General features: G+C 64.3%; 21 protein-coding genes. 10 read left to right on the plus strand and 11 right to left on the minus strand.

Annotation, left to right across the window (positions count from 1 at the left end; translation table 11 throughout):
• Nucleotides 1-18: 18 nt before the first annotated feature.
• Nucleotides 19-1,305: an FAD-binding oxidoreductase gene (locus CK219_RS04750; protein ID WP_095765636.1), complete on the plus strand. Its 1,287-nt coding sequence runs from the start codon at nucleotides 19-21 to the stop codon at nucleotides 1,303-1,305.
• Between the two features lie 258 nt (nucleotides 1,306-1,563).
• Nucleotides 1,564-2,454, plus strand: a complete 891-nt coding sequence (locus CK219_RS04755; protein WP_095765637.1) for an SH3 domain-containing protein — start codon at nucleotides 1,564-1,566, stop codon at nucleotides 2,452-2,454.
• Here CK219_RS04755 and CK219_RS04760 read toward each other — a convergent pair.
• Together CK219_RS04760 and CK219_RS04765 are read right to left on the minus strand one after the other, a co-directional pair.
• Nucleotides 2,438-3,748 carry a Mur ligase family protein gene (locus CK219_RS04760; protein WP_095765638.1) on the minus strand — a complete coding sequence of 437 codons (1,311 nt, stop codon included), beginning with the start codon at nucleotides 3,746-3,748 and terminating at the stop codon, nucleotides 2,438-2,440. The two genes, CK219_RS04755 and CK219_RS04760, sit on opposite strands and share 17 nt — an antisense overlap.
• A gap of 133 nt (nucleotides 3,749-3,881) precedes the next feature.
• Nucleotides 3,882-4,628 carry an SDR family oxidoreductase gene (locus tag CK219_RS04765; RefSeq protein ID WP_095765639.1) on the minus strand — a complete coding sequence of 249 codons (747 nt, stop codon included), beginning with the start codon at nucleotides 4,626-4,628 and terminating at the stop codon, nucleotides 3,882-3,884.
• A 305-nt stretch (nucleotides 4,629-4,933) separates the two neighbouring features.
• Here CK219_RS04765 and zwf point away from each other — a divergent pair, with 305 nt between their 5' ends.
• The 3 genes from zwf to edd all read left to right on the plus strand — a co-directional run bounded on the left by zwf (nucleotide 4,934) and on the right by edd (nucleotide 8,986).
• A complete protein-coding gene (gene zwf / locus CK219_RS04770) occupies nucleotides 4,934-6,403 on the plus strand; it encodes a glucose-6-phosphate dehydrogenase (protein ID WP_095765640.1) in 1,470 nt (489 codons plus the stop codon).
• Nucleotides 6,385-7,101: a 6-phosphogluconolactonase gene (pgl, locus tag CK219_RS04775; protein ID WP_095765641.1), complete on the plus strand. Its 717-nt coding sequence runs from the start codon at nucleotides 6,385-6,387 to the stop codon at nucleotides 7,099-7,101. The genes zwf and pgl overlap by 19 nt, the downstream gene beginning before the upstream one ends.
• Before the next feature lie 61 nt (nucleotides 7,102-7,162).
• Nucleotides 7,163-8,986, plus strand: coding sequence for a phosphogluconate dehydratase (gene edd / locus CK219_RS04780; protein ID WP_095766154.1), 1,824 nt, complete (start codon nucleotides 7,163-7,165; stop codon nucleotides 8,984-8,986).
• A 72-nt stretch (nucleotides 8,987-9,058) separates the two neighbouring features.
• Here the strand turns inward: edd and CK219_RS04785 are convergent, their stop codons facing one another.
• The 4 genes from CK219_RS04785 to CK219_RS04800 form a co-directional block, all read right to left on the minus strand.
• Entirely contained in the window at nucleotides 9,059-10,711 is a 1,653-nt protein-coding gene (locus CK219_RS04785) for a VWA domain-containing protein (protein WP_095765642.1), read from the minus strand.
• Nucleotides 10,712-10,798: 87 nt separating this feature from the next.
• Nucleotides 10,799-11,806 (minus strand): GlxA family transcriptional regulator, encoded by a 1,008-nt coding sequence (locus CK219_RS04790; protein WP_095765643.1) that lies wholly within the window; start codon nucleotides 11,804-11,806, stop codon nucleotides 10,799-10,801.
• 109 nt (nucleotides 11,807-11,915) lie between these two features.
• Nucleotides 11,916-12,815 carry a bifunctional methylenetetrahydrofolate dehydrogenase/methenyltetrahydrofolate cyclohydrolase FolD gene (gene folD / locus CK219_RS04795; RefSeq protein WP_095765644.1) on the minus strand — a complete coding sequence of 300 codons (900 nt, stop codon included), beginning with the start codon at nucleotides 12,813-12,815 and terminating at the stop codon, nucleotides 11,916-11,918.
• Between the two features lie 219 nt (nucleotides 12,816-13,034).
• Entirely contained in the window at nucleotides 13,035-15,515 is a 2,481-nt protein-coding gene (locus CK219_RS04800) for a GumC family protein (protein ID WP_095765645.1), read from the minus strand.
• Nucleotides 15,516-15,713: 198 nt separating this feature from the next.
• Between CK219_RS04800 and CK219_RS04805 the strand changes: the two genes are divergently transcribed.
• Nucleotides 15,714-17,009 (plus strand): lipopolysaccharide biosynthesis protein, encoded by a 1,296-nt coding sequence (locus CK219_RS04805; RefSeq protein ID WP_095765646.1) that lies wholly within the window; start codon nucleotides 15,714-15,716, stop codon nucleotides 17,007-17,009.
• Between the two features lie 3 nt (nucleotides 17,010-17,012).
• Here CK219_RS04805 and CK219_RS04810 read toward each other — a convergent pair whose 3' ends face one another.
• Genes CK219_RS04810 through CK219_RS04820 form a run of 3 tightly spaced genes read right to left on the minus strand, consistent with a single transcriptional unit; the run spans nucleotide 17,013 to nucleotide 19,899 of the window.
• The gene (locus tag CK219_RS04810) at nucleotides 17,013-17,939 is read right to left on the minus strand and encodes a DUF6492 family protein (RefSeq protein WP_095765647.1); all 927 of its coding nucleotides are present in this window, start codon (nucleotides 17,937-17,939) and stop codon (nucleotides 17,013-17,015) included.
• Nucleotides 17,936-18,730: a WecB/TagA/CpsF family glycosyltransferase gene (locus CK219_RS04815; protein ID WP_095765648.1), complete on the minus strand. Its 795-nt coding sequence runs from the start codon at nucleotides 18,728-18,730 to the stop codon at nucleotides 17,936-17,938. Before CK219_RS04815 ends, CK219_RS04810 begins: the two co-directional genes overlap by 4 nt.
• On the minus strand, nucleotides 18,727-19,899 hold the full coding sequence (locus CK219_RS04820) for a glycosyltransferase family 4 protein (RefSeq protein WP_095765649.1): 1,173 nt from the start codon (nucleotides 19,897-19,899) through the stop codon (nucleotides 18,727-18,729). Before CK219_RS04820 ends, CK219_RS04815 begins: the two co-directional genes overlap by 4 nt.
• 169 nt (nucleotides 19,900-20,068) lie before the next feature.
• On the opposite strand from CK219_RS04820, the gene CK219_RS04825 reads away from it, so the two are divergent.
• The 3 genes from CK219_RS04825 to proC all read left to right on the plus strand — a co-directional run bounded on the left by CK219_RS04825 (nucleotide 20,069) and on the right by proC (nucleotide 23,251).
• The gene (locus tag CK219_RS04825) at nucleotides 20,069-21,067 is read left to right on the plus strand and encodes a glycosyltransferase (RefSeq protein ID WP_095765650.1); all 999 of its coding nucleotides are present in this window, start codon (nucleotides 20,069-20,071) and stop codon (nucleotides 21,065-21,067) included.
• Nucleotides 21,036-22,355 carry an O-antigen ligase gene (locus CK219_RS04830; protein ID WP_095765651.1) on the plus strand — a complete coding sequence of 440 codons (1,320 nt, stop codon included), beginning with the start codon at nucleotides 21,036-21,038 and terminating at the stop codon, nucleotides 22,353-22,355. The genes CK219_RS04825 and CK219_RS04830 overlap by 32 nt, the downstream gene beginning before the upstream one ends.
• Nucleotides 22,356-22,435: 80 nt before the next feature.
• The gene (gene proC, locus CK219_RS04835; protein WP_095765652.1) at nucleotides 22,436-23,251 is read left to right on the plus strand and encodes a pyrroline-5-carboxylate reductase; all 816 of its coding nucleotides are present in this window, start codon (nucleotides 22,436-22,438) and stop codon (nucleotides 23,249-23,251) included.
• Here the strand turns inward: proC and CK219_RS04840 are convergent.
• On the minus strand, nucleotides 23,226-24,566 hold the full coding sequence (locus tag CK219_RS04840; protein ID WP_095765653.1) for an NAD(P)H-dependent oxidoreductase: 1,341 nt from the start codon (nucleotides 24,564-24,566) through the stop codon (nucleotides 23,226-23,228). The two genes, proC and CK219_RS04840, sit on opposite strands and share 26 nt — an antisense overlap.
• On the minus strand, nucleotides 24,563-24,799 hold the full coding sequence (locus CK219_RS31055) for a hypothetical protein (RefSeq protein ID WP_141245293.1): 237 nt from the start codon (nucleotides 24,797-24,799) through the stop codon (nucleotides 24,563-24,565). The genes CK219_RS04840 and CK219_RS31055 overlap by 4 nt, the downstream gene beginning before the upstream one ends.
• A 237-nt stretch (nucleotides 24,800-25,036) precedes the next feature.
• Between CK219_RS31055 and CK219_RS04845 the strand changes: the two genes are divergently transcribed.
• Nucleotides 25,037-26,425: a TolC family protein gene (locus tag CK219_RS04845; RefSeq protein WP_224532565.1), complete on the plus strand. Its 1,389-nt coding sequence runs from the start codon at nucleotides 25,037-25,039 to the stop codon at nucleotides 26,423-26,425.
• The last annotated feature ends 14 nt before the right edge of the window (nucleotides 26,426-26,439 follow it).

A 26,439-nucleotide genomic window follows, 5' to 3' on the forward strand; every position in this document is an offset into this window, starting at 1 on the left:
CCCCTACTCCCGAGCATCATGTTCTACCAATCCCCCATCTCCCCCGGTCGTTCCTGGTATGAGGACACGGTCGGATCCCGGCCTGAATATCCGGCTCTCGACGGCGAGCGTATTTGCGACGTCGTCATCATCGGCGGCGGCTTCACTGGCTTGTCGGCAGCCGCGCATTTGGCGAAGGCCGGCGCGGATGTCGTGCTGATCGATGCCTATCGCTTCGGCGATGGCGCGTCGGGGCGCAATGGCGGGCAGCTCGGCACCGGCCAGCGCGCCTGGGCGGAGGAATTGGAAGCCGAATACGGCCTTTCCCGCGCCAAGGCACTGTTCGACTTGGCCGAAGAAGCCAAGGCGCATCTGCTGGACTTCGCAGCCGCCAACGCGATCGACATCGACTATATGCCGGGTCAGCTTTCGGTGGCGCACAAGCGGCGTTATGTCGACGATTACAGGCGCCACGCCGAGATCATGGCAAGCCGCTTCGGCTACCCGCATATAAGCTTCATGGACGCGGCGGAAACCGCGGAAAGGCTGGGCTCGACACGCTACTTCGGCGGCACGCGCGACACCGGCACGGGGCACATCCACCCGCTGAAACTGGTGATCGGCACGGCGAAGGTGGCGGCCGCCGCCGGCGCGCATCTGTTCGAGCAGACGCCGTCCACCGGCATCGTCTCCAATGGCGGCAAGGTGACGGTCACGACGCCCAGGGGGACGATCACAGCCGACAAATGCCTGGTCGGGGTCAATGCCTATGGCGGCAATCTGGAGCCGGTGAGCGCGGCGCACATCATGCCGATCGGTTCCTTCATCGGCGCGACCGTGCCGCTCGGCGCCACTTCCAAGGTGCTGCCGGGCGGCGAGTCGGTCGACGATTCCCGCTTCGTGGTGCGCTATTTCCGCAAGTCGAAGGACGGCCGGCTGTTGTTCGGCGGCCGCGAGATCTATGCCGTCAACGATCCGAAGGACATCCATATTCACATCCGAAGGCAGATCGCCGAACTCTACCCCGACCTTAAGGATGTCGAGATCACGCATGGCTGGGGCGGCTATGTCGGCATCACGGTGCCGCGAAAGCCGTTCGTGCGCGAAGTGATGCCGAAAGTGATTTCGATAGGCGGTTATTCCGGCCACGGCGTCATGCTGTCGAACTTCTTCGGCAAGCTCTATGCCGAGACCGTTGCCGGCAATCGCGACCGCTTGAAACTGATCGAGGATCTGAAAATCCCCGCCTTCCCAGGCGGCCGGCGTTTGCGCGCGCCGCTCTTGTTCCTGGCGCTGAACTGGTTCGCGTTGCGTGACAGGATTTGAAGCTGGCTGCCCAGCCGAAGCCGCCGATTCGACGCCGGCGGCTTCCACGCGGCAGGTTGTGGAAGCCTTAACAGGCACGCAGAATTTCGCAATTTGGCTCACTCATGCCATAATCAGCAGTAAAAGGTGCGATCATGGGCGAAAATCCGGGGATTTCGCGGGCTTTGTCCGCAGTGATTTAGGGACCGATGCTGATCGAAGCCGATCGTTACGGCAATGATCGAAAGAACGTCGGCCCGCTTGTTGGAGGTGGTTTGAGTGAACGAGCCCTTCAGTTTCGGCGCGCCGGAACGGCAGCGCTTTACAATGAAGTTCGGCTATAACGTACGGCCATCCTTCTGGCAGAAGGTACAGTCGAACGCGCATCTGGTCATTGCAGCGGTCGGCACCGCCGCGCTGATCGGCGTGGCCGCGGTGGCGCTATGGCTATGCTTTCCGGGCAGCGACCGGCAAGTGGCCGCGGCGAGTGCCGAGCAGACCGTTCCGGCGATTCCGGTGAAGACCACGAAAGTCGCTCCGGCGGCAGCGGCGGTCACCGTGGCGACGGCGCCGCAGGCCGCGCGCAAGGGAGACGCGGTAACGCCCACTACGGCGGCCCGCGAAGCCAATATTCCGGCCCTGGCATCAAACAACCCCCGCTGGACGGCTTCCGACGCCAAGACGCCACCTGCCCCGGCCGAGAACCAGCCAGCTCCATCCAAGCAGGCCGCCGGCGCGGCCCCCGCGCAATCGACCGATACCGCCTTTGCCGAGGCCGATGCCGAGAACGACGCCGCGAACGCGCTGTCGCAGGTCACCGGTTCCGCCAGCGAGACAGCAGCGGCAGCGAAGAAGCCGGGCGACACGATGGATGGCGCCCAAACCGCCGCCATTCCCGAAGCCAAGCCGCAGGTTCCAGATACGCAGCCGGCAGCGACAGACAGCTCGGCGCAGCCTGAGCCGAAAGCTCAAAAAGCCAGCGCGGCGGCAAACGGGCGCGTCTTGAGGGCCGTGACCATGCGCTCAGGCCCGAAGAAAGGTGCCGCCGCAGTCACCACGGTGCCGGCCAAGGCAGCGGTGCAGGTGATGAATTGTAAGAAATGGTGCGAGATCGTCTATAACGGCAAGCACGGCTGGGTCTACAAAAGCTACATCAAGACCGGCGCGTGAGGCCAAGCAGCCATCCGAAACGGCGTCTTCTGCGTGCAAGCCGGCGATTTGCCAGGAAGGACTTGTGTTCCTCGAACGGCACTTCGTAGAGGCCGCAAGTGGAACACCCTTCCTTCTTGCCGCACGCTGGTATCCAGCATCTGACATCGTGCGTCCAGGCAAGCGCGATCCTCTCCAGATGAAGATTGCCGGAGCTCTTCAGCAGGATCAGTTCTCCGGGGACAGCCGTCTGCTTGATGTGATCGGAGACTTCCTTCGGGGTGCGAAGCTCGATCAAACGGCCACTGTCCCGATCGGCCTGGCTGGCGCGTGAGCGGTGGGCATTGTCGCCGGTATAGATGACCTCGTCGGCGACGTCGCGCGCGATACCGTAAGCAGTGCCATATTTTCTCGACGAACCGGTATAGTCGGAAATCTGTCCGACGACGATCCGTTTGCGAACGGCCTTGGCTTTGGCCATCATCTCGAACGCAATGTTCAGCGAATGCCAGGGCGCTTTGGCGGCATCGACTATGAACTGTGGACCCCGATCGGTCACCAGCACCGTGCAGCGGTTGGCTAGAGGTTCGAAGGATGCTGTCCTTGCGGCGATTTTTTCCGGCGGGACACCAAGTTCCAACGCCGTGACGGCGGCGGCCGCCGCCGGCAGCCAGAAGTGCTCGCCAGGAAATCGTGTCTGCATGTCTATGTCGCCGCCGCGCCAGCGAAGTGAAAATCTGAGCAGGTCCGGATAGGCGGCATGGATGTCTGTTACACGATAGTCCGCGGCTTCCGACTGACCGAAAGTCGCCACGCGGCACCTTGCGCCCGAAGCCATATCAAGCACATGCGGGTCGTCGGCGTTCAAGATCGCGAGTCCGCCCGGCGACAACGCCTCAACCAGCGCTCTCTTTTCCTGGGCGACAGCATCCAGGGTCCGGAATTGAGTGACGTGCTCCAGCCTGACCATCGTTACGACCGCTACATCCGGCCTCAGCATCTGCGCCATCGACCGGATTGAGCCGGGCTCAAACGCGCCGGCTTCGAAGACGACATAGTCGACCTTGCCCGCACGTTTCATCCGCTTGTAGAGCGTGCGGACAAGTGCCTTGAGCGTGTTGGCTAGAACTTGGGTATGGACCGTGCCGTGACTGGCCAGGATATGACCAAGCAAGCTCGTTGCCGTCGATTTGCCGGAGCTGCCAGTTATGCCGATGAAGGTCGCCTTGCTTCGCGCACGCGCACGCTCTGCCCGATAGCGACGCAATCGCCAGCCGAGATCGTTGCCAATTTCGTGCCGCCTGAGCTTAACCACCCGCCAGTTTCCCTTACCCCGATCCGTTATCCTTTCGGCGGACCATCAAGTCAAACTGAAGCTCGGCCCGCCGGCCCAATCCATTCGTTCACGCAACCAGGAGCGGAAACCGCGATGTGCTTCCTGGAGCGGCTCAGATACAACGCCCGCCATCGACCTCCAGCGCCACGCCGGTGATGAAGGCGGCTTCATCCGAGGCGAGCCACAGCGCCGCGTTGGCGATGTCGAGCGGTGTCGAGAGCCGTCCGAGCGGGATCGAGGCGCGGAACTTTTCGCGGATTTCAGGCGTGTCGGCGCCCATGAACTTCTCCAGCATGCCGGTCTCGCCGGCGACCGGGCAGAGGCAGTTGACGCGGATGTTCTTCGGCGCCAACTCGACGGCCATCGACTTGGTGGCGGTGATCGCCCAGCCCTTGGAGGCGTTGTACCAGGTCAGGCCCGGCCGCGGCCGAAGCCCGGCCGTGGAGGCCGTGGTCAGGATGACGCCGCCGCCCTGGCGGTCCATGATCGGCACGACGGCAAGCGCCGCGTGGTAGATCGCCTTCATGTTGACGGCGGTGATCAGATCGAAGGTTTCCTCATCGACGCCGAGCATATCGCCGTTGCGATGGGTGAAGCCCGCATTGTTGACCATGATGTCGATGCGACCGAAGGCGCTCTTGGCGGCATAGATCATCTCGTCGAATTCGGAGCGCAGGGAAACGTCGGTCTGGGTCCAGATGGCGCTCTCGCCGATTTCTTCGGCCACCCGCTCGGCGCCCCTGGCGTTGAGGTCGGCGACGACCACGCGCGCGCCCTCTTCGGCAAAGCGCTTGGCCATGCCTTCGCCGAAGCCCGACGCTGCGCCGGTGATGACGGCGACTTTGTTTTCCAGACGCATGGTTTTCCCGCTCTTTGGATTCCGTCGCTTGACGTGACTTTTCCATCTGCCGCCCGGCACGTCGCGCGCCAGGCTACATCTCCCTTAGCTTTCGTCACATTCGCGTTCTATGCTGCAGCCGCGAACGCTTCCGGAAGCCATGGCTTGCCGACAGGCCTGCCGGCGGCGTGAGTGTCGGGAAACATGTGGACCGATGCAAGTGCAAGCCATTGGTCCTCGCATGTGACACCATGGCACTGGAAAATTTAAATCGATTAGAATATACCAACCACGCTGCCGGCGCCCGGCATCAAATCGGACTGACCATGACCAGCCAGATCATCCCTGTCGACCCATTCGACTTCATCATCTTCGGCGGCACCGGCGACCTGTCGGAACGCAAGCTCCTGCCATCGCTCTACTATCGCCAGTGCGGCCACCAGTTCTCCGAGCCGACGCGCATCATCGGCACCTCGCGCGCCAAAATGACCGATGCCGAATTCCAGGGCTTCGCCAAGAAGGCGATATCAGATCATGTGAAGCCTGCCGATATCGATCCGAAGGAGTTGGAGATATTCCTGGCAAGGCTCTCCTACGTGTCGGCGGACGCAACCACTGGCGCCGGCTTCGACAAGCTGAAGAAAGCAATCGGCGACAGCGACCGCATCCGCGCCTTCTACCTTGCGGTGGCGCCGGCGCTGTTCGGCGACATTTCGCACCAGCTCAAGGAGCACAAGCTGATCACGCCGAACTCGCGCATCGTGCTGGAAAAGCCGATCGGCCGCGACCTCACCTCGGCGCGGGCGCTCAATGACGCTGTCGGTGACGATTTCCACGAAAGCCAGATCTTCCGTATCGACCACTATCTCGGCAAGGAAACGGTGCAGAACCTGATGGCGCTGCGCTTTGCCAATGCGCTCTACGAGCCGTTGTGGAACTCCGCCCAGATCGACCATGTCCAGATCACGGTGGCCGAGACTGTTGGTCTCGAGGATCGCGTCACCTACTACGACAAGGCAGGCGCGTTGCGCGATATGGTGCAGAACCACATCCTGCAGCTGCTCTGTCTGGTAGCCATGGAAACGCCGTCGTCAATGGACGCGGACGCAGTGCGCGACGAGAAACTGAAGGTGCTGAGGGCACTGAAGCGCATCAACGGCAACGAGGCGCCGAAGCACACTGTGCGCGGCCAGTATCGAGCCGGCGCTTCGGCCGGCGGGCCGGTCAAGGGCTATGTCGAGGAACTCGGCAAGGACAGCAACACCGAGACCTTCGTCGCTGTAAAGGCCGAGATCGGCAACTGGCGCTGGGCCGGCGTTCCCTTCTATCTGAGGACCGGCAAGCGGCTCGCCACCCGCGTCTCGGAAATCGTCATCGAGTTCAAGCCGATCCCCTATTCCATATTCGGCGACAGCGCCGGGCCGATCTTCCCCAACCAGTTGGTCATCCGCCTGCAGCCGGACGAGGGGGTGAAGCAGTTCATCATGATCAAGGATCCGGGGCCGGGCGGCATGCGGCTGCGGCAGATCTCGCTCGACATGAGCTTCGCGCAGTCCTTCCAAGGCCGTGCGCCGGACGCTTATGAGCGGCTGATCATGGATGTGGTGCGCGGCAACCAGACGCTGTTCATGCGCCGCGACGAGGTCGAGGCTGCCTGGAAATGGATCGACCCGATCCAGAACGCCTGGGAAAGCGCCCGGCAGGAGGCTCAGGGCTATACGGCCGGAACCTGGGGGCCGTCGGCCTCGATCGCTCTTATCGAACGTGACGGACGGACATGGCACGAGAGCAATTGAGCCAAGTCCGCTACGGCTGGAACGGCTTTGCCGACCGCCAGGACCTGGCGACGGCACTTGCCGGTGAGATCGCAGACCGATTGACCAGCGCCATCGCGGAACGCGGCACGGCGCTGCTCGCGGTGTCCGGCGGCACCACGCCGGCGAAATTGTTCGCCACGCTGTCGACCGCGCCCATCGCCTGGGACAAGGTCACCGTGACGCTGGTCGACGAGCGCTTCGTGCCGCCGTCCTCGCCGCGTTCGAATGCCGGGCTGGTGGCGGCGAACCTGCTCCAGAACAAGGCCGCTGCGGCGCGCTTCGTGCCGCTCTACCACGAGGCGGCGAACATCGAGGATGCAGCGGCGATGGACAGCGAAGCGCTGCGGGCGCTGCCCTGGCCGCTCGACGTGGTGGTCCTCGGCATGGGCGCCGACGGCCATACGGCATCCTTCTTCCCGGATGCCGGCAATCTCGAGGACTTGCTCGACCCGGCCTCGCAGCGGATCGTGCTGCCGGTGCATGCGCAGAGCGGCGGCGAGCCGCGGCTCACGCTGTCGATGGCGCGCATCATCGCCGCCGGTTTTGTTGCGCTCCACATCGAAGGCGAGGACAAGCGCACCGCGTTCAACGGCGCGATGGGTCCCGGCGCGAAAAAGCCCATCCGCAGAGTGATCGAGGCGGCGCCTAGACCGATAGAGGTGTTCTGGGCACCCTGATTTCAGATGAGGACAGCCCGGCGGCAGAGGGAGGACGTTGCCGGGCTCGAAAGGACGGACCATGACAGCCAGACGCGACATCGAAACCATCACGGAACGCATCCGCCAACGCTCGAAGGCCGGCCGCGAAGCCTATCTCGGCCGCATCGCGGAGGCTTCCAGCCGCACCGCCAACCGCGCGGTGCTGGGTTGCGGCAATCTCGCCCACGGCTTTGCCGTGTGCAGCCCGTCCGAAAAGATCGCGCTCGGTGGCGACCGCGTGCCGAACCTCGGCATCATCACCTCCTACAATGACATGCTGTCGGCGCATCAGCCCTTCGAGACGTTCCCGGCGTTGATCAAGGAAGCCGCGCGCGAAGCGGGCGGCATCGCCCAAGTCGCCGGCGGCGTGCCGGCGATGTGCGACGGCGTCACCCAAGGCCAGCCCGGCATGGAGCTGTCGCTGTTCTCACGCGACGTGATCGCCATGGCGGCGGCGATCGGCCTGTCGCACAACATGTTCGACGCGGCCGTCTTCCTCGGCGTCTGCGACAAGATCGTGCCCGGGCTGGTGATCGCAGCGCTCACCTTCGGGCATCTGCCTGCCGTCTTCATCCCGGCCGGGCCGATGACGACCGGTCTCGCGAATGACGAGAAGGCCAGGATCCGCCAGCTTTATGCCGAAGGCAAGGTCGGCCGCGCCGAACTGCTGGAAGCGGAGTCCAAATCCTATCACGGGCCGGGCACCTGCACCTTCTACGGCACCGCCAATTCGAACCAGATGCTGATGGAGATCATGGGCCTGCACACGCCCGGCGCCTCCTTCGTCAATCCGGGCACGCCGCTGCGCGACGCGCTGACCAGGGAAGCGGCAAAGCGCGCGCTGGCGATCACCGCGCTCGGCAATGCCTATACGCCGGTCGGGCGCATGATCGACGAGCGCTCGGTCGTCAACGGGGTCGTCGGCCTGCACGCCACCGGAGGCTCGACCAACCACACGATCCACCTCATCGCCATGGCCGCCGCCGCCGGCATCGCGCTGACCTGGCAGGACATTTCCGACCTGTCGGAGGCCGTGCCGCTGCTCGCGCGCGTCTACCCGAACGGGCTTGCCGACGTGAACCACTTTCACGCGGCAGGCGGGCTCGGCTTCCTGATCCGCGAATTGCTCGACGAAGGCCTGTTGCACGAGGATGTGCAGACGGTGTGGGGCGAAGGCCTGCGGCCCTACGCGGTCGAGGCGAGGCTTGGCGACGACGGCAGCGTGCTGCGCGAAGCGGCGCCGCTCAACAGCGGCGACGAGAAGGTGCTGGCGCCGGTCAAGAAAGCGTTCCAGCCGACCGGCGGCCTGAAAGTGCTGGCCGGCAATCTCGGCCACGCCGTGATCAAGACCTCTGCCGTCAAACCGGAACGGCGCGTCATCGAGGCGCCGGCCAAGGTGTTCGACAGCCAGCAGGGCCTCAACGACGCTTTCAAGGCCGGCCAGCTTACCGGCGATTTCATCGCTGTCATCCGGTTCCAGGGGCCGAAGGCCAACGGCATGCCGGAACTGCACAAGCTGACCACCGTGCTCGGCATCCTGCAGGATCGCGGCCAGCGCGTCGCGCTGGTGACCGACGGGCGCATGTCGGGCGCCTCCGGCAAGGTGCCGGCAGCGATCCATGTGACGCCGGAAGCGGTCGAGGACGGACCGATCGCCAGGATCCATGACGGCGATGTCATCCGGCTAGACGCCGATGCCGGCACGCTGGAAGTGCTGGTGCCGGGGACGGAATTCGCGCTGCGCCGCACGGCCGACGCCGACCTCATCCGCAACGAGTTCGGCTTCGGCCGCGAGCTGTTCGCAGGCTTCCGGCAGTTGGTCGGGCGGGCCGATCATGGAGCCGCCGCGTTTGGCAACGCCTGACGTCTTCCCCAATGTGCCTTACGAAAAAGGGCGGCTCGGAGCCGCCCTTTTTCGTTCGTTCGCTAACCACGCCTACTGAACGGTGATCTCGGTCCGCTCGCCGGCCTTGATCGTCACCGGCAATTCCTTCTCCTGGCCTTCAGCGGACATGTGGCGCACGACCACATAGTCGCCGGCGGGGATCGCCTGTTGCCAACTATCACCGTAAGTCAGGCCCAGCGACTTGCGTTTGCCTTCGATGTCCTTCTTCGACGACAACACCTCGATCGAATAGGCGCCGGGTGCCGACATCGCCAGCACGCCCGCATCGAGCGCGACCTTGATGTCCTGATTGTCGCCGGCCTTGATGCTGAAGGGCTGCTCGATGACGGCAAGATCGAGCGTGGTGAGCGCGACATAGTCGTCCGGCGGCAGCCAGAACTTGCTGTCAGGTCCGTAGGAATGCTCCACGCTTTCACGCGAGCCGTCGATCTTCTTCTTCGCCTTGACGACCTCAAAGCCGATGCCGGAATTGTCGGCCTTGTCGCCGCCGGCGGTGTAGTAGGCGTTGAGCACGGCATGACCAACGCCGACGACGATGTCCTTCTCGACGGTCTGTCCGGCAGCAAGCTGGACGGTCTCGGTTACTGTGCCGGCGCCGATCTGCACCTTCACTTTCTGCTCGCCGGCGGGGACGGTCGCCTTGGCGTCGCCATAGTGCGTGGTGCTGCCGCCAGGATAGGCGAAATCGACACGCGCTTCGCCGCTGATCTCCGAGCCCTGGCTAGCATGCGGGTGGATGACCAAAGTGCCGGCGTTCAGCGTGAACAGCGGGCTGTAGGTCTTGCCAGCCTCTATCTTGATCTTCTGCTCGCTCCTCGCCTCGTCGACGCGGCCGACGACGATGTAGTCGCCCGGTTCGAGATTGGTTTTCAGCTCGCCATACTCGGTCATGACTTGGTCGCCGCGCGAGCCGTCCGCATTGGCCTTGTAGATTTCCCAAGCGTTGCTGTTGTCGGAGATTTCGGGACCGCCCTCGGCCATGACCACGCTCGGCGTGAAATTGAATTCAGGCTTGGCGGGCTCGGGCGCTGGCGCGGGTGACGGAGCGGGCGTCGGCGCCGGAGCCGTGACGGTCTCGACCAGAGCTTCCTGCAGCGCCTTCTCATCGGAGGCCTGGATGTATTTGCCGCCGGTGTTTTCGGCGAGGCAGGCGATCTGCTTGCCCTCGTCGGCGGTCAGGCCGAAGCCGACGACATCGGCGGTGAAGTCGACGCCGCTTTCCTTCAGCTCCTTGCCTAGCGCGCAAGGATCGCCGCCGCAGGTCTCGAGCCCGTCGGTGATCAGCACCACGGTGGCCTTGTCCTCGGTGTATTTGAGCGCTTCCGCCGCCTGCTTGACGGCGGCCGTGAGCGGCGTCTTGCCGAGGAATTTCATGCTGTCGGCTGCCGACGAGATAGCGCTGGCTGAACCGGCCTGCGGCGGAACGATCAACTCGATGTCGTCGCAACTACCTTTGGTGCGATGGCCATAGGCCATGAAGCCGATCTCGTCGTCGGCGGGAACCGACTGAAGCACCGTGCGCAGCGATTCACGCGCGATCTCCAGCTTCGGCTTGCCGTCGATCTGGGCCCACATCGAGCCTGATGCATCAAGAATGATGATGACCTTGTTGGCGGCAAAGCCGAAACCGGTCATCGACAAAAGCAGGAGCGCCGCAGCGACGCTCCGTATCAGTCCCGCCATGGAAATCTCCTGAGAGCAACCCTCGTCCGCGTTGCGAAAGCTATTTGAGGCGGCATTCGGAGACAAGTCCGAAGGCCGGCGAGTCACTCAATAAGTGGTGCGCCGCTCTTCCGATGGCGGACGGCCGAACTGCAGCCGGTAACTCTGCGCGAAATAGGAGTGCGAGGTGAAGCCGGTGGCGATCGCCACGTCGAGAATCGGCATGTTGGTCTGGCGCAGCAATTCGCGCGCGCGTTCGAGCCGCAGCCGCATATAGTAGCGGCCGGGGGTGACGCTCAAATGGCGCAGGAACAGGCGCTCGACCTGGCGCACCGACAGCCCCGCCGACTTGGCGAGCTGCACCGCCGACAGCGGTTCGTCGAGATGATCGGCCATCAACTCGACGATGCGCCTCAGCTTCTCCGACTTGCCGGTGAGGTCCCGTTCGGGGCCGACGCGCTGGCGGTCGCCGGCCGAGCGTATGCGCTCGTGCTGGAACTGGTTGGCGACGCCGTTGGCGAGGTTGGAGCCGAAATCGCCGCGCACGATCTCCAGCATCAGGTCGATCGAGGTGGTGCCGCCGGCACAGGTGTAACGCTTGCGGTCGATCTCGAAGACGTTGCCGGTGCAGTTGATGTCGGGGAAACGCTCCATGAAGCCGGCGCGGTTCTCCCAATGGATGGTGCAGCGATAGCCGTCGAGCTGCCCGGCTTCGGCCAGGAGATAAGAGCCGACCGACAGGGCGCCGAGCGCATTGCCGCGCCGGCCCCAGCTGCGCAGCGCCGCCAGAACCTTGCTCTTGCCGGGAAATTCGATGGAGAGGCCGACCGAAACGAACAGGATGTCGACCGGCGGCATGTCGGCGACCGAATAGTCGATCTTCAACGGCAGGCCGTTCGAGGCCATGACCGCGTCGCCGTCGGCCGAGATCGTCGTCCAGCCATAGAAATCGCGGCCGAGCAGTCGGTTCGCCGAGCGGAAGCAGTCGATGGCGGCCGCCAGCGAGAACATCGAGAATTTGTCGACCAAGAGGAAGCCGAACTGGCGGCCGCCCTGAACGGGATCGCTCGTGATCGGCCGCTCGAGAACGGGATGCGACTGGTTCGAGTGGGGCATCCCGCTCTGTCCCTTTATTTCAGCCGCATTTGTGCAGCGCCAAGTGATTCCACTTGGCTGCAAAATGCTGGGGAGCGGTCAGGTTCGGCAATGCCGAGGCTTTCTCAAATCAGAAGGACGGCCGCTTCAACCCGGCCGCGAGGTAGGCGGAAGCTACAGTGTTCGCCATCAGCATGGCAATGGTCATCGGTCCGACGCCGCCCGGCACCGGCGTGATGGCGCCCGCGAGCTTGGCCGCTTCGGGATAGGCGACGTCGCCGACCAGGCGGCTCTTGCCTTCGCCCTTTTCGGGCGCGGGGATGCGGTTGATGCCGACGTCGATGACGGTCGCGCCGGGCTTGACCCAATCGCCCTTGACCATCTCCGGACGGCCGACCGCAGCGACCAGGATATCAGCGGTGCGGGCAAGCGCCGGCAGGTCCCTGGTGCGGCTGTGGGCAATGGTGACCGTGCAGTTGGCGGCGAGCAGCAGGTTGGCCATCGGCTTGCCGACGATGTTGGAGCGGCCGACGACGACGGCGTTGAGGCCGGAGAGATCCTTGCCGCGCACCCGCTCGATCAACAGCATGGAGCCTGCCGGCGTGCAGGGCACGAAGGCCGTGTCGAGCTCGCCGGTGCCGAGCTTGCCGACATTGATGAAGTGGAAGCCGTCGACATCCTTTTCCGGCGCGATCGTCTGGATCACCTTGCCGGCGTCGATATGGCCGGGGAGCGGCAGTTGAACGAGGATGCCGTGGATCGACTGATCGGCGTTGAGGTCGCTGATGATCGTCAGCAATTGTTCCTCGGTGGTGTCGGCCGGCAACGTATGCTGGAGCGAATGGAAGCCGCATTCCTTGGCGGTGCGCGATTTCGAGGCGACATAGACCTGGCTTGCCGGATCCTCGCCGACGATCACCACCGCAAGGCCGGGCTTGGTGGCTCCTTTGGCCGACAGCTCCGCGGTCAGAGCCTTGACCTTCGAAACCACGTCCTCGGCGACACGCTTTCCATCAATCACTTCGGCCATCACTAACCCTCAGCTTCGCTTCGAGGCCGCATCGATGCACGGCCCCATTTCCTCGATCAGCATTGTCGATCCGCCAAAGCGAGACGCTTGCGGCCGGAATGCAGCGCGGCATTTTCACGAAAATTCGACAAGGCAATCCCGTCAAAGCGTCGTCGGATGCCGTAAACCCGAAACCGGCCGCTTTTATCGAACCGCGAGCCGTCCAGAAATACGGATAGTTTAGAAATAGCGGCGGCGCGTGCGGCTTTCGGTCAGCTCGCGCACCGCCTCCCGGAATTCGCGCAGGCTGGCGCGGATCTCGTCGATCTCGCCTTGCTGGCCGGCAGGGGGCTGGTCGGCGGGGGGCTGGTCGGCCTCGCCGGCGGCCGGCGACCGCGGATGATAGGATGCCGCCGATGCAGAATAATGATCGTCGTAGGGATCGGTCCGGCCGTGGTCCGGCCGGTACGAATAGGAATAGCCCTGCTCGTATGGCTGCCGGAAATTCTCCCGCGCCGATGGTTGAGCCCGGGGATAGCGTTCTTCCAGGGTGGGCGCCCGCCAGGCGCTTTCAGGCGGGACAGAGTCCATATCGACCGTTTCAGCCGGCTCGCGCCGCACGAAATAGCGAACCGCCGAGGCAAGCGAGCCGAAAAGCCCGGGACGGCCGGCATCGTTGGCCGGTTCCGGCGGTGGCGTGACGGAGTGGACCGGAGCCGGTGCAGCCGCCTGCACAGGTGGTGGAACCGGCGGTGAAGCAGGCGGCGGTGTGAAGGACGCTGCCGGCGACGGTGTGAAGGATGAAGCCGGAGGCGGCATGAAAGGCGGAGCCGGTGCTGGTGTGAAAGCCGGAGGTGGCGGCGGAGCGACAGGCGAAGCCGGCGGCGTGGCGAGTGGTGGCGGCGCCGGTGGGGCGGCCCGATTGGAATTGCTCTCAAGCGCAGAAGGACGGTCTTCACTCCCGCGACGCGAGCGTGCATTGGCCGTCTCGCGCAGGCTGGCAAGGATGCCGCGCAGCGCGCCGAGGCCGATGCCGGCAAACAGGCCGGCGAACAGCCCCGCCAAGGCCATCAGGACACGCGACGGCCCCTTGGCTTCCAGCGGCGGTTGAGCCGGCGAAAGCACGTTGATGTTGGCCGAATTGACGTTCTTTTGCTCGCCGGTTTCCTTGGCGCGCAACAAATACTGCTCATAGACAGAGCGCTTGGCGGCGGCTTCGCGCTCCAGCTCGCGCAGCGAAACAAGATTGTTGTTCACATCGCCACTCTGCACCTTGGCCTGGGCCAGGCGCGAGGACAAGTCCTGCTCGAGCTGAACGGAGCGCTTCAGGTCGACCTGCAGCGAGGACGCGATGCGCTGCAGCTCCGCGGTGATGCGTTCGCGCGCGCCGGCAAGCTGGGCGTTAAGCGCCTGCAACTCAGGATGACGCGGGCCGAACTTGATCGCGGCGCGGTCGGCTTCCTGCTTCAGCGCCGCATATTGCGAGCGCAGCTCGCTCATCATGTTGGAGTTGATCTCTTCCGGCAACGTGCCGCTGAGGACCGAATTGACGTTCAGCGAGCGCGCCGAGGCGGCGCGGGCGTTCAGCTCGAGCGTGCGGGCGCGGGCAACGGAAAGCTGCTCGTTGAGCTTCAGCATCTGGTCGTCGCTGATCAGGTGGCCCTGCGCGTCGACAAGGTCGTGCGTCGCCCTGAAATCCTCAACGTTGCGTTCGGCCGTCTCGACGCCCTTGCGCAGCTCATCGAGCTTCGACGTCAGCGCGCTCGTTGCACGTCCGGCCATTTCTGACTGGTAGTTGCCGATCTCCCGCTGGAAGACGTCTCTCGTCGTGTTAGCTATCTCTGCCGATTTCTCGCCATTGCGCGTGGTGGCGCTGATGGAGATGACAAAAGTCTTGCCGGTGCGCTCGACCGACAGGCGGTCGGCCAGATTGCCGACGGCCAGCGCCTGGCGGCGAATCTCGTCGCTGCCGGCCGGCTGGTCATCTCGCGAAATCATCGAGCGCAGGAACGACGCGACGCCGAGGCCACCAGATCCCTGACCGTTGAACTCCGGGTCGTTGACGAGGTTGAGCTCCTTGACGACCTCGTCAAGAACCTTGCCTGATGTGACCATCTTGATGCGGGTTTCGACAACGGCCAATGCCGCGTCGGGCTCACCCACCGATTGGGTGAGATCGCGGTCGGCAAGTTTCAGGTCGCCCGGCTCGATGGTTAGCTCGGTCGTAGCTTCGTATTTCTTCGGCGTCGATAGCGCGAGGGCTATGCCAAGGGCGGCGCCCAGGATGGTGGTGGACAGGATCAGCGCTTTGGAGCGAGCGATGCCGCCAATCACCTGCACCGGGTCGATCAGCGGTTTCCATTCCTGGGAATCGTCGATAGCAGGTGGTCGGCTTGTATGACGAGGTTCCGGAGCGGCATGCGGTTGGTGGCCTTCCGCAGTGCCCCCGTAGCCCTGCCCTAGTGACGCGGCCCGGTCGTCGCCTGTTTCGACTGGATCCGCCTGATCGTGGTCAAATCCGCCGATTTCGGTGGGGCGCGGATTCAACTTTTCTTCGCGCTCGGAACGCGCGGCGCGATGGCGCGCGGCGGCGTCCTCGCGCCAAGAGGAATTGGCCCGGTCGCCGATCGAAACCGTCTTGTCGTCGCCACGCATGGCTTGGCCGAGCGCGAGCAGGGAACGCTCGCGCCTCCAGTCATCACGGTTATCCCTGTCGACCATTGTCCTGGAACTTGCTCTCTGGCGGCTTGGGCGCGCGGATCGGCCAATCGTTAAGCCACGCTAAACAGGCATAGGAAACAAACGGTTAATTTTGCGCCTCGGCGGGCACAGTTTTCGCCCTTGTTCACCGCATTTCAGGCCGCCGGGACGGCCGCCAGAACGCCGCGTTAAACTTTGCAGCCTATCTATCGCCCGGGTATGACCCAGGCCAGCGACATGCCGCAAGGGCGGAGCTTCGCGCGGATCGGCCACTTCGTGGCCACCCGCCGGAAACTGGTATTCGATTATTTCTCTGCGATCAGCGGCGCCGGCGGTCGGCTGGTGTTTTCGCTCGCCTATTTCATCGCTTTGGCCAACACGCTTTCGATCTCCGAATTCGGCATGTTCGCAACCGCCTCGGCCGCCGGCATCATGCTGTCGCGCATCCTGGCCTTCGGCTTCATCTCGGCGCTCTACCGCACCGCCACCATCCGCCCCAACCTGATCGGCACGTTCACCGCCGGTTTCCTGCTTCTCGGCGTCCTGTCGCTGCCGTTCCTCGCCGCTGCGTCCTACGGCGTCTATCTGATCTTCTTCGCCGGCACCGTGCCGCTATCGGCCTTCGCCGCTGTCGTCTTCGCCGAGACGCTTTTGTGGCGACCGGTCGAAGTTGCGCTGATCGTCAACAACGGCCTCGGCAAGTTCGGGCGGGCGGCCGTGCTCGCCATCCTGGCGACGGCGCTCAGGGCAGTCGGCGCGATCCTGTTCATGCTTGGCGCGCAGCACAGCATCGGCGTCTGGTCGCTGTTCTACATCGGCGCCAATGCCGCCTCGCTCATCGTCGCCTTCGTCTTCTTCTATCCGCGCCAGCGGCTGCGGCTGCGCGCCGAGCTCTATTTCCGGCGGCTCGCCGATTCCGTCTATGTCGCCGGCTCCGAAGTACTGTTCTATCTGCAGATGGAGTTCGACAAGCTCTTGGTGCTGTCGATCGGCGGGCCGCATCTCGCCGGCATCTATGCCATCATCATGCGGCTGGTCGATCTCACCGCGATCCCGATCCGCACCTTCTCGATGATGCTGGTGCAGCGCATGATGCGTGCGCCGGAGCTTCTGTCGCGGCTGGCGGTCAAGAGCGGTATCGAAGGCGGCGTGTTCCTGGTCTCGACGCTGGCACTGGCATCGCTCGGCATCGTGCTGCATTTCTTCCCGAACGCGCTTGGCAAGAATGTCGCCGAGGCAGCGCCGCTGGTGGCTCTCGCGGTCTGCGTGCCGGGCTTGCGCAACCTCGTCGAATATCAGGCCGAGCTTCTCTTCGCGCGCGGTCAGACGGCGGTGCGGGCGATCAATCTCGGTCTGCTCGCCGGCTTGAAGGCGGTTCTGCTCACTTATGTGCTGACCACCATCCCCGACACGGCCAATCTGGTCCTGTCGCTCAACATCGTCTTCCTGCTGCTTTATCTCGCCTCGATGCTGCTGACCTATTCGGCCATGCGCCGGCCGGCCAAGGCGATCTGAGCCTTACGCGGAAAGCCCGATCAGGCGGCGGATGCGGCCGGTATCGGTGCCGATGAAGGATTGCATGCCGATTGCCACCTGTTCCGGCGCCATAGCGTCGACGAAGCGGCGGAATTCCTCGTCGGACAGCGGCTCGCCGTTCCAGTGGACGCGGCAGAACTCCTCCGAGCCGTGGAAATGGCCTGCGCCTTGAAGCACGTCGTCGACATAGCGGCCATAGATCATGCATTCGGAGAATTTTCGCGCCGAGCCGACCACGCCGACCCAGTCGCGACCATGCACCTTCTCGATGCGCTCGCACATGGCGTTGACCGTCTCGCGGCGCCAGGCGATCAGCGTCGAGATGTAGTCGTGGCTCGATGGATTGGAGGGATCGATGCAAAGCGCGGCGCCGGCATTGCGCGACCAGATGCGATGCTCGTCATGTCCATCGCTCGCCAGCACGCCGTCACGCCGGAACAGCCGCACCTTGCCGTCGCGCCAGAAGGCGTTCGCGTCGAACGGCTTCAGGAAGGCGACGTCGGAATCGCAGAAGACGAGCACGTCTTCCTTTGCCTGCCCGGCAATGGCGATGCGGCGCAGCTGCTGCACATGCCAGCCGCGCAGCGGCTGCGTTTTCAGGCTCAGCCAGACGCGGCGGCGGAAGCCGCTCAGCGGATCGTCGAACACGCGCAGCCAGCGCGGCAACAGGTCCCGCTCGTCGACAACGCTGCGGCGGCTGCCTTCCAGCTGGCGAAACAGCGCGACATCGCGATGTTCGGTGAGGATATAATGATGCGCCATGCCGGTGACGTGGCGATCGACGGTTTCGCATAAAAGCCGGCAGCGCTCGAAATCGGGAGCGTAGCTTGCGGTGACGATCGCAGCCAAGGGCATGCGCGGCAGCGCTTCGACCGCAGTGGAGGCGTCCGGAACGAAGCGGCTGTTCACCGGCGCGCCTCCAGCGGCAGCGGTATGCGCAACAGCTTCTGCTTGACGACGCGCCACAGGAAGAGCGGATTGCCGACAATATAGCGGCGCCACAGGCGGCCGGGTTCGATCCACAGGCGGAACAGCCATTCGAGCCGCAGCCGGCGCAGCCATAGCGGCGCGCGCGGCACCGAGCCGCTCATGAAATCGAGCAGGGCGCCGACTGCGACCGGCAGCGTGCAATGGCGGCTGTCGATGTGGCGCTCGATCCACAATTCCTGGCGCGGCACACCCATGGCGACAAGCAGCACATCCGGCCGCAGCCTGGCGATGCGCTCGAGGACCGCTGGCTCCTCGGCGGCCGAGAAGAAGCCGTCATGGACGACGACGAATTTGTGCTGCATGGCGAGCGTCGAGAGCTTCGCGGACGCGGCTTCGGCATTGGCGCGCGTCGTGCCGAGCAGCGCCACAGTCAGCGGGTGCGACGAGGCCTGCAGGAAGGCCGGAATGAAATCGGTGCCGTTGAGATTGCTGGGGAAAGGCGCGCCGTAAAGCAGCTTTGCCGCCATGTCGACGCCGACGCCGTCGGGCAGGATGAGGAAGTTTTCTAGCGCCTCGGCAAACACCGGGTCGGTGCAGGCAAGGTTGGCGTTATGGGCGTTGAGGAAGCTCACCTTGGTGAAGCGACGCTCGTCGACCAGCCTGGTGAGCAAGGCGATGGCCTCGTCCCAGCGTATGGCAAGCACCGGAATACCCAAAATGGTCTTGAGCGTATCGAAACCGAAAGCGGCGCGCGCGGTGTGCATGTTCATGCGGCGACCTCCTGCCTGACGGCGCCGAGCTTCTCCAGGCCAAGCCCGATCGCGACGTCGAGCGCCTTGAGCTGGCGGCGATGAAAGGCGCTGCCATCCACGTCGCGGACATGGGCCGCAGCCGCCTGCAGCGCCGCCGCGAAAGCAATCGGATCGTCGGTCACTACGCAATTGTCGGGGCGATAGCCGATGCCGCGCAGCGAGCGACTGGTGGCGACGGACGGCAGGCCAAGCTCGAAGGTCTCGATGGTCTTCAACTGCACGCCGCTGCCGGCGGTGCTGATCAAGGGAATGACGGCGGCGCCGCGCACGAAGGCCTGCGCATCCGGAACCCTGCCGACGAAGGAAACGCCGGGATGCGGCGAGCTGATGCCGGAAGGCACAATGCCCGCGATCCTGATGCGGAAATCCGGCTTCAGATGCGGCACGACCTTGGTCAGGAACCAGTCGAGGCCGATGCGGTTCGGCTGCCAGGTCCAGGTGCCGATCAGCGCGGCGTCGCAATCGATATGCCGCTTCGCCCTGCTTGTCGGCGCCTGCGCACGGGTGACCAGCGGCAGTACCGCGGAGCGCCGGTCGGAGGCGACGCCAAGTGCCGCGCGGTCTTCCTCGGCCAGCGTGAAGACAAAGCGCGCGGCGCCGCAGAGCCGCTCTTCCATGACCTTGAGGAGCCTGGCCTCGCGGCGGAACATCCAGCGCTGAAGCGCGCTGCCGGCCGCGGCCGCATTTTCCTCGGCCGAGCGGTGCTCGACATTGTGCGCGACGAAGACGAATGGACGGTCGGCGAGAACCTTCTCAAAGGCGCCGGCGAACTGCACCGAGTTTAGGACATAGCCGTCGAAGGGACCGGCGCGTTCGATGGCGTCGCGGACTTGCGCATCGGCAACGACACGCAGCTTGACGGAGGAAAAGGTAAGACCGGAGAGAACCGCCTTGCCCACCCAGGCAAGCTTTTGCAGCGGCGACGCGCTTTCGGTGCGCACCTCGACGGCGTCGAGCACGATGGTGTTTTGCGGATCGGACGGGGCTTTGCCCGGCCAGATGAAGCCGATCACCGTCACGCGCACGCCGGCGCGCCGCAGCGCGTCGATGATCGCGGCGTTGGCAATCTCGTAGCCTGAGGCGAGAGCGCCATCAGGCACGATCGATGTGGCGAACAGCAGATGCATCTCACCTATCCTTGGCTGCAGCCGGTAGCAAAACGCGGTGAAGCCTTGATTAAATGGCACTGTCAAAGGCCGAAGACCCGGCTTTTCCGAAGGACGGGCGAGAAGGTGATTAACGAAACGTTATCACCGCGATGCTATCGAGGGCTCAAACCCTCGCTGCTGGAAACGGATGATCCCTTTGCCGTCCGACGCTTCTGTATCGATCGCGGGACGGTCGCCGGGGCTTGCCGCCGAGACCGTCGAGGCGGTCGTGACGCTGCCGACCTTCAAACGGCCAAAGCAGGTGCTGGAAACGCTGGCTTCGCTCAAGGCGCAACGGACCGGCAGGCGCTTTGCCGTCATCGTCATGGAAAATGAGGCCGAGGCGCGCGAGGGCGCCAAGGCGGTGCTGCCCCTGTTCGAAAGCGGCGAGATGCCCGGCCTGGTCATCATCGCGCATGAGCGCGGCAATTGCAGCGCCTACAATGCCGGTTGGCAGACGGCGATCCTGCAGTTTCCCAATTTTCGCCACCTGCTGGTCATCGATGACGACGAGATCGCCGAGCCAGACTGGCTCGAGCGCATGTGCGGCGCCGCGGAGACACTTGAAGCCGACGTTGTCGGCGGCCCGCAGGTACCCATCTTTGCCGATGCCTCGCATGCCAGATGGGCCGAGCACCCGGTGTTCGCGCCGCCCTATCGGGAGACGGGCCGCGTGCCGGCGCTCTATTCGTCCGGCAACCTGCTGCTCGGTCGCAACGTGCTTGAGGCCATGGGACCGCCCTTCCTCGATCTCAGGTTCAATTTCATGGGCGGCGGCGATTCCGACTTTCTCAGCCGGTGCGCGCAAAAAGGCCTCGTGCTCGGCTGGTGCGCCGAGGCAAAAGTCAACGAAACTGTCCCTGCCCGGCGCGTCGAGGCCGACTGGATCCGCGCCCGCAGTCTGCGCAATGGCGTGATCTCGACGCTGGTCGAAAAGAAGAAGCGCGCCGGCACGCCGCTTGCCGGCCTCAAGGTTTTCCTGAAGAGCCTGGCGCTGCTCGCCGCCTCGCCGCTGCGCGGCGCCATCCGGCTGGCGCGCACCGGCTCGCTGACGACGAGCCTCTATCCAGTCTATGTCGCGCTCGGCCGGGTGCTCGCCGAATTCGGATATGCCAATGAGCAGTACCGGAAGCCTGAGAAGAATTGAGCACGCGCCGCTTGGCGCCGCCTTCACCAGGGAAGGTGTGGCGACGGCTATCGCCGCGCTCCTGTTCACCGTCATCATCGTCTCGTTCCGGCCCTTCCAGCCGGCAGGCGCGGAACTGACGGGCGACGGCGGCGACATCGTCAACCAACTCGGCTTCGGCTCGCTCGGCGCGGTCTCCATCTTCTCGCTGCTGGCCTTCGCCGACCCGCGCGTGGTGCGCTCGCTGGTGAGCCCTTCCTGGGCGCTGATGCTGGGCTTCTTCTTCCTGTCGGTGGTGCTTGCCACCGATCCGCCCGCGGCGATGCGCGCCGCCTCCTTCACCATGATCGGCATCATCACCATGGCGACGATCCTGGTGTTGCCGCGCGATGCCGATTCCTTCGCCAGGATGGTCATCTTCACCGCCGTCGTGGTGATCGGTCTTTCCTATGTCGGCCTGGTTGTCTTCCCGCATGAAGCGCTTCACACCGCCGACTCGCAGGAGCCCGAGCATGCCGGCCTGTGGCGCGGCGTCTTCACGCACAAGAACATCGCCGGTCCGGTGATGGCTTGTTTCAGCTTCGCCGGACTGTACCTCTTCCGGCGCGGCCAGCGCTGGTGGGGCGCCGGCATCTTCTGCGCGGCGATGATCTTCATGCTGCACACCGGCTCCAAGACGACCGCCGGGCTGATCCCGTTCTCGATCATGATCGTCGTGCTGCCCAGCCTCATCGGCATGCGGCTCGGCACGCCGATCCTATTTGCGCTGGCCATCATCGCGACCGCCGTCGGCACGCTCGGCATCGTCTTCATCGCGCCGGTGAAGCATCTGGCGGCAATCTATTTCCCCGATCTCACCTACACCGGACGCACGACGCTCTGGGAGTTCGCCGGCGAGATGCTGGCGAAGAAGCCCTGGACCGGCTACGGCTATGAAAGCTTCTGGGGGACGCCACTGCTGCTCAACCAGGACCAGCCCTTCGACCGGCCCTGGGATATCCGCACCATCGTTCACGGTCACGACGGCTATCTCGACATCGCCGTACTGATGGGCATCCCGGCGCTCTGCGTCGCCGTCTACACCTTCCTGATCGCCCCTTTGCGCGACTATATGCGCATCCCGGCGCGCAAGGAAAATATCTTCCTCGGCGACTTTTTCATGATGGTGGTGCTGTTTACGGCGCTGAACGGTTTCCTGGAAAGCTTCTTCTTCCATCGCGGCGATCCCGTCTGGCTGTTCTTCGTGCTCGGCGTACTCGGCTTGAGACAAGTCTCGCTGCGGCCGATCCCGGTTCGCCTTTCAAACTAATCCTGGCCGATCGATCTCCCGCCGACTGCTCTTTTCCACTGCGGCGCAACCGTCTAAGGAGAGCCTTCTCGGAGGTTTTCATGACGATCAGGCTCATTCTCGCCGGTTGCGGCAATATGGGTTACGCCATGCTCTCGGGCTGGCTGAAATCCGCCAAGCTCGAGCCGCAAGCGGTGTTCGTGGTCGAGCCCAACACGGAACTGCGCCAGCGCGCCGCACATCTGGGCTGCCGCACCGCCGCCGACGCTGCGGGCATTCCGGCCGATGCCGTGCCCGATCTCGTCGTCATCGCGGTAAAGCCGCAGGTGATCCGCGAGGTGACGGCGCAGTACAAGCGCTTCGGCGACGGCAGGACCAGCTTTCTCTCCATCGCCGCCGGCATGCCGGTCGCCACTTTCGAGGAAATCCTGGGCGAGCTCGCGCCGGTCATCCGCTGCATGCCGAACACGCCGGCGGCGATCGGCAAAGGCATGATGGTCGTTTTCTCCAACCCGCTGGTCTCCGACGACGTCCGCCGCTTCGTCCTTGAGCTGCTTTCGGCGAGCGGCGTCGTGACGACGATCGACGACGAGGGCCTCATGGACGCCGTGACGGCGGTCTCCGGCTCCGGCCCGGCCTATATCTTCCACTTCATCGAGGCGCTGACGGTCGCGGCCGAGAAGGCCGGTCTTCCCGCCGAAACCGCCAAGCTGCTTGCCATGCAGACCGTCTTCGGCGCCGCCTCGCTCGCCGCGGAAGCAGACGAGGAGCCGGGCGTGCTGCGCCAGCAGGTGACCAGCCCCAACGGCACGACCGCAGCGGCGCTTGCGGTGCTGATGGGCGGCGACCGCTTGACGAAGCTCGTCACCGACGCCGTGGAAGCCGCGCGGCTCAGGTCGATAGAGCTGGGGAAGTAATCTTCGTTCCGTAGAGCATGTCATCCTGAAGCCGGCGCAGGGCGTAGAGCCTCGTTGTCCGGTCCGGCACGGCATTGTCCTCAGTCAACAACTCGCCCTTGTTCACCGGCTTCAGCACCTTGCCGCCTTCGAGCAAGCCGACCGGGACGGCGCGGACGGCGCGGGCATCGCCGACGGTCATGGTCCAGGAGCGGTAACAAGTCTCGCCGATCGCATCCAGGGTCTCCCCGGCGGCAAGGTCGCGCTTGGCGACTGCGCAGACTTCCGCCACCGGCCTCGGCAGAGGCACCATATCGGGCTTGCCGTAGAGCATGATGCGGGCGGCGGTGAGCGGCACCTCCAGCGAAGTCAGGTGATAGGGCCGGAACAGGCCGTAATAAGGGCCCGTGCCGACATGGAGATCGTCCATGCGTTCGACGACGCGCGGGTGCATCGCCTCGACGATGACGAAAACGCCGGGCGCCACGCCCTTGCCGATCGTGTAATCGACGACGCCTTTCCTCGACAGGAGCCCGCCACGCTCTTTCGGGATCAGCACCTTGGCCAGCTGATCGCGATCGGCCCTGGGGCCGTGCATGCCTGGAACATCCGGGACCAGCCCGGTGGCGTTGGCAATGGCGCACATCTCGACCATGGTCTTCGAGCCGTCGACAAACTCGACCAGCATGCGCGGGTTCATGTTGCGGCGCGCCGCCTCTTCCCGGTAGTCGTCGGGAACCGCGTCGTGGTTGAGCGGATTGTTCTTGCCCTTGCCGGCCGCGACGATGCCTAGCCCAAGCGCCGAGGCGAATTCGATCAGCTCCATGCAGCTTGACGGCTCGTCGCCCGCGCCGACCGAATAGACGACACCCAGCCGGTCTGCCTGCTGCTTCAGGTAGCAGCCGATGGTCACGTCAGCCTCGACGTTCATCATCACCAGATGCTTGCCATGCTCCATCGCCATCAGGTCGAAATCGGCGGCGACGCCAGGTTTTCCGGTAGCGTCGATGACGACGTCGATCAGCGGGTTGGTGACCAGCATCTCGTTCGAGGTGATGGCGATCCTGCCGCTCTCGATCGCCCGGGTAACCATGGAAGCGGTTTCGGCCTCTACCGCCATCGCCTCGTCGCCAAAGGCGATGCGGATCGCCTCACGGGCGGTGTGCGGACGGCGCGTGGAGATGGCCGCGATCGAGATGCCCGGCATCAGCATGCCCTGAGTCACCAGATCGGTCCCCATCTCGCCGGAGCCGATGACGCCGATGCGCACCGGCCTGCCCTCGGCGGCGCGTCGGGCAAGCTCGCGGGCAAGCCCGGTCAGGGTGATATTGGTCATGCAACAAAATCCACGGCTTTTTGCTCGGCCGGCAATACAGGGAACGATCCGCGTTTGCCAATCAAACCAGGCTGAAATGGCGTTTTCTTGCGCGTGCTTTGCAAGGCCGCAGCAGATTTCGCGGGAGCTTGTGCATGGCCGCCGTACGATTCGCCGTTTCTTTCAGACCATAACCATCGCTGCGCGCTTTGAACTGGGAGAGTCCCGACGAGCGCGCCCGGTTTCTGTGCCATTTTTGCTACAGGCTTTAACCCTAATGCCGGAAATCGCAATTTTAGCGGGTGTCTAATCCATTATATGCTCACGGCCCCAAAAAATCTGATAGATACTGGCTGAAAGGTCCGGTGGCAGGCTTGGGCAAATAAGCGCCAATAAAAAAATAATGGCGCGGGGATAGTCACGGGGTAGAAATGACCAGGACGGGTAAAATTACCGTCGGCTGGCGCGTTGCGCTTGCTGTCACGGTGTCAATGTTGGCTTGTGGTAGCGCCAGCGCACTCACACTCAAAGAAGCTGTCGCCGTCGCCGTGGAGTCCAATCCGGAGATTGGACAGGCGATCGAAAACCGCGAAGCGATCGAATTCGAGCTGCGACAGGCCAAAGGCCTTTACCTTCCCAGCGTCGACCTGGAAGCATCGACCGGCGTTCGCCGCCTGGACAACGACACGCGGCGCGCTCTCGACGAGGATCACAAAGCTCTCTATCCGAACGAGGCAGACCTCACCGTCTCGCAGACGCTTTATGACAGCGGCGCAAGGCGGGCGGAGCTGAACCGCCAGGCCTCGCGGGTCGATGGAGCGTCCTTCAGGGTTCTGGAACGGTCCGAGTTCATCGGGCTCGCCGTCGTCCAGGATTATCTGGAATACATGCTGCAGGCTTCGATCGTGGTCGAAGCCAAGAAGAACCTCGGCTTCCATCAGTCCATCCTCAGCGATATCAGGCAAGGCATCGCAGGCGGCGCGCTCAACGATGCCGACCGGCAGCAGGCCGAGGAACGCCTTTATGCCGCCAAGGCGCGGATGCAGGAAGCGACCGAAGAACTCGAGGCGGCCAAGATCCGCTTCTTCAAGAATGTCGGCAAGCCGCTGACCAACGCGTCGCGGCCCGCCGATGTCGCAGCCGCCCTGCCGCGGTCGCTGGACGATGCGATCGGGCTCGCCAGGCAGAACAATCCGCGCGTCCATATGGCCAACAGCGACATCGACGCCGCCGCTTCGCTGGTCGACGCGGCGCGGGCGAAATACGGCCCGACGGTTACCGCCGAGGGCGTTGCCCGGGGCGGATATGACATCGACGGGGACAATGGCGACGCGAGCGATCTGCAGGCTCGGGTGGTGCTGCGCTGGAACCTCTATCGCGGCGGCATCGACAAGGCCAACGAACAGGAACAGATTCGCCGCACCAGCGAGCAGCGCCTTGCGTTGCACCAGGTGCTGCGCGAGATCGAGGAAGCCGTCCGGACCTCATGGGACCGCCGCTTCCGCCAGGCGGAGCTGGCAAAGACACTGCGGCAGCAGGCAGCCACCAATGAAAAGCTGGTCGCCTCCTATCGCGAGCAGTTCAAGGTCGGGCAGCGCTCGCTGCTCGACGTGCTCGATGCCCAGAACACGCGCTTCAACACCGCGACGCTGGCCGACACGTCGTCCTACGCGTCGCTGTTCGCGGAATACCGGCTGCTGGCCGCAACCGGCGAATTGCTGAAGACGCTCAACATCCAGCCGGCCAAGCAGGCCGCGGCCTACGCGCGTGAGGAATTCGGTGTGCCGGCCACGGCCGATACCGAGACCTATGCGCGCACGCCGTCGGAGCAGAAGAACGATCTGCCGTTCGACATCCTCGCGCCGGTCAGGAAAAAGTAGCCGATGTAGTATCG

This window comes from Mesorhizobium sp. WSM4313, from assembly GCF_002294725.1.
In the GTDB taxonomy this organism is placed as follows: Bacteria; Pseudomonadota; Alphaproteobacteria; order Rhizobiales; family Rhizobiaceae; genus Mesorhizobium.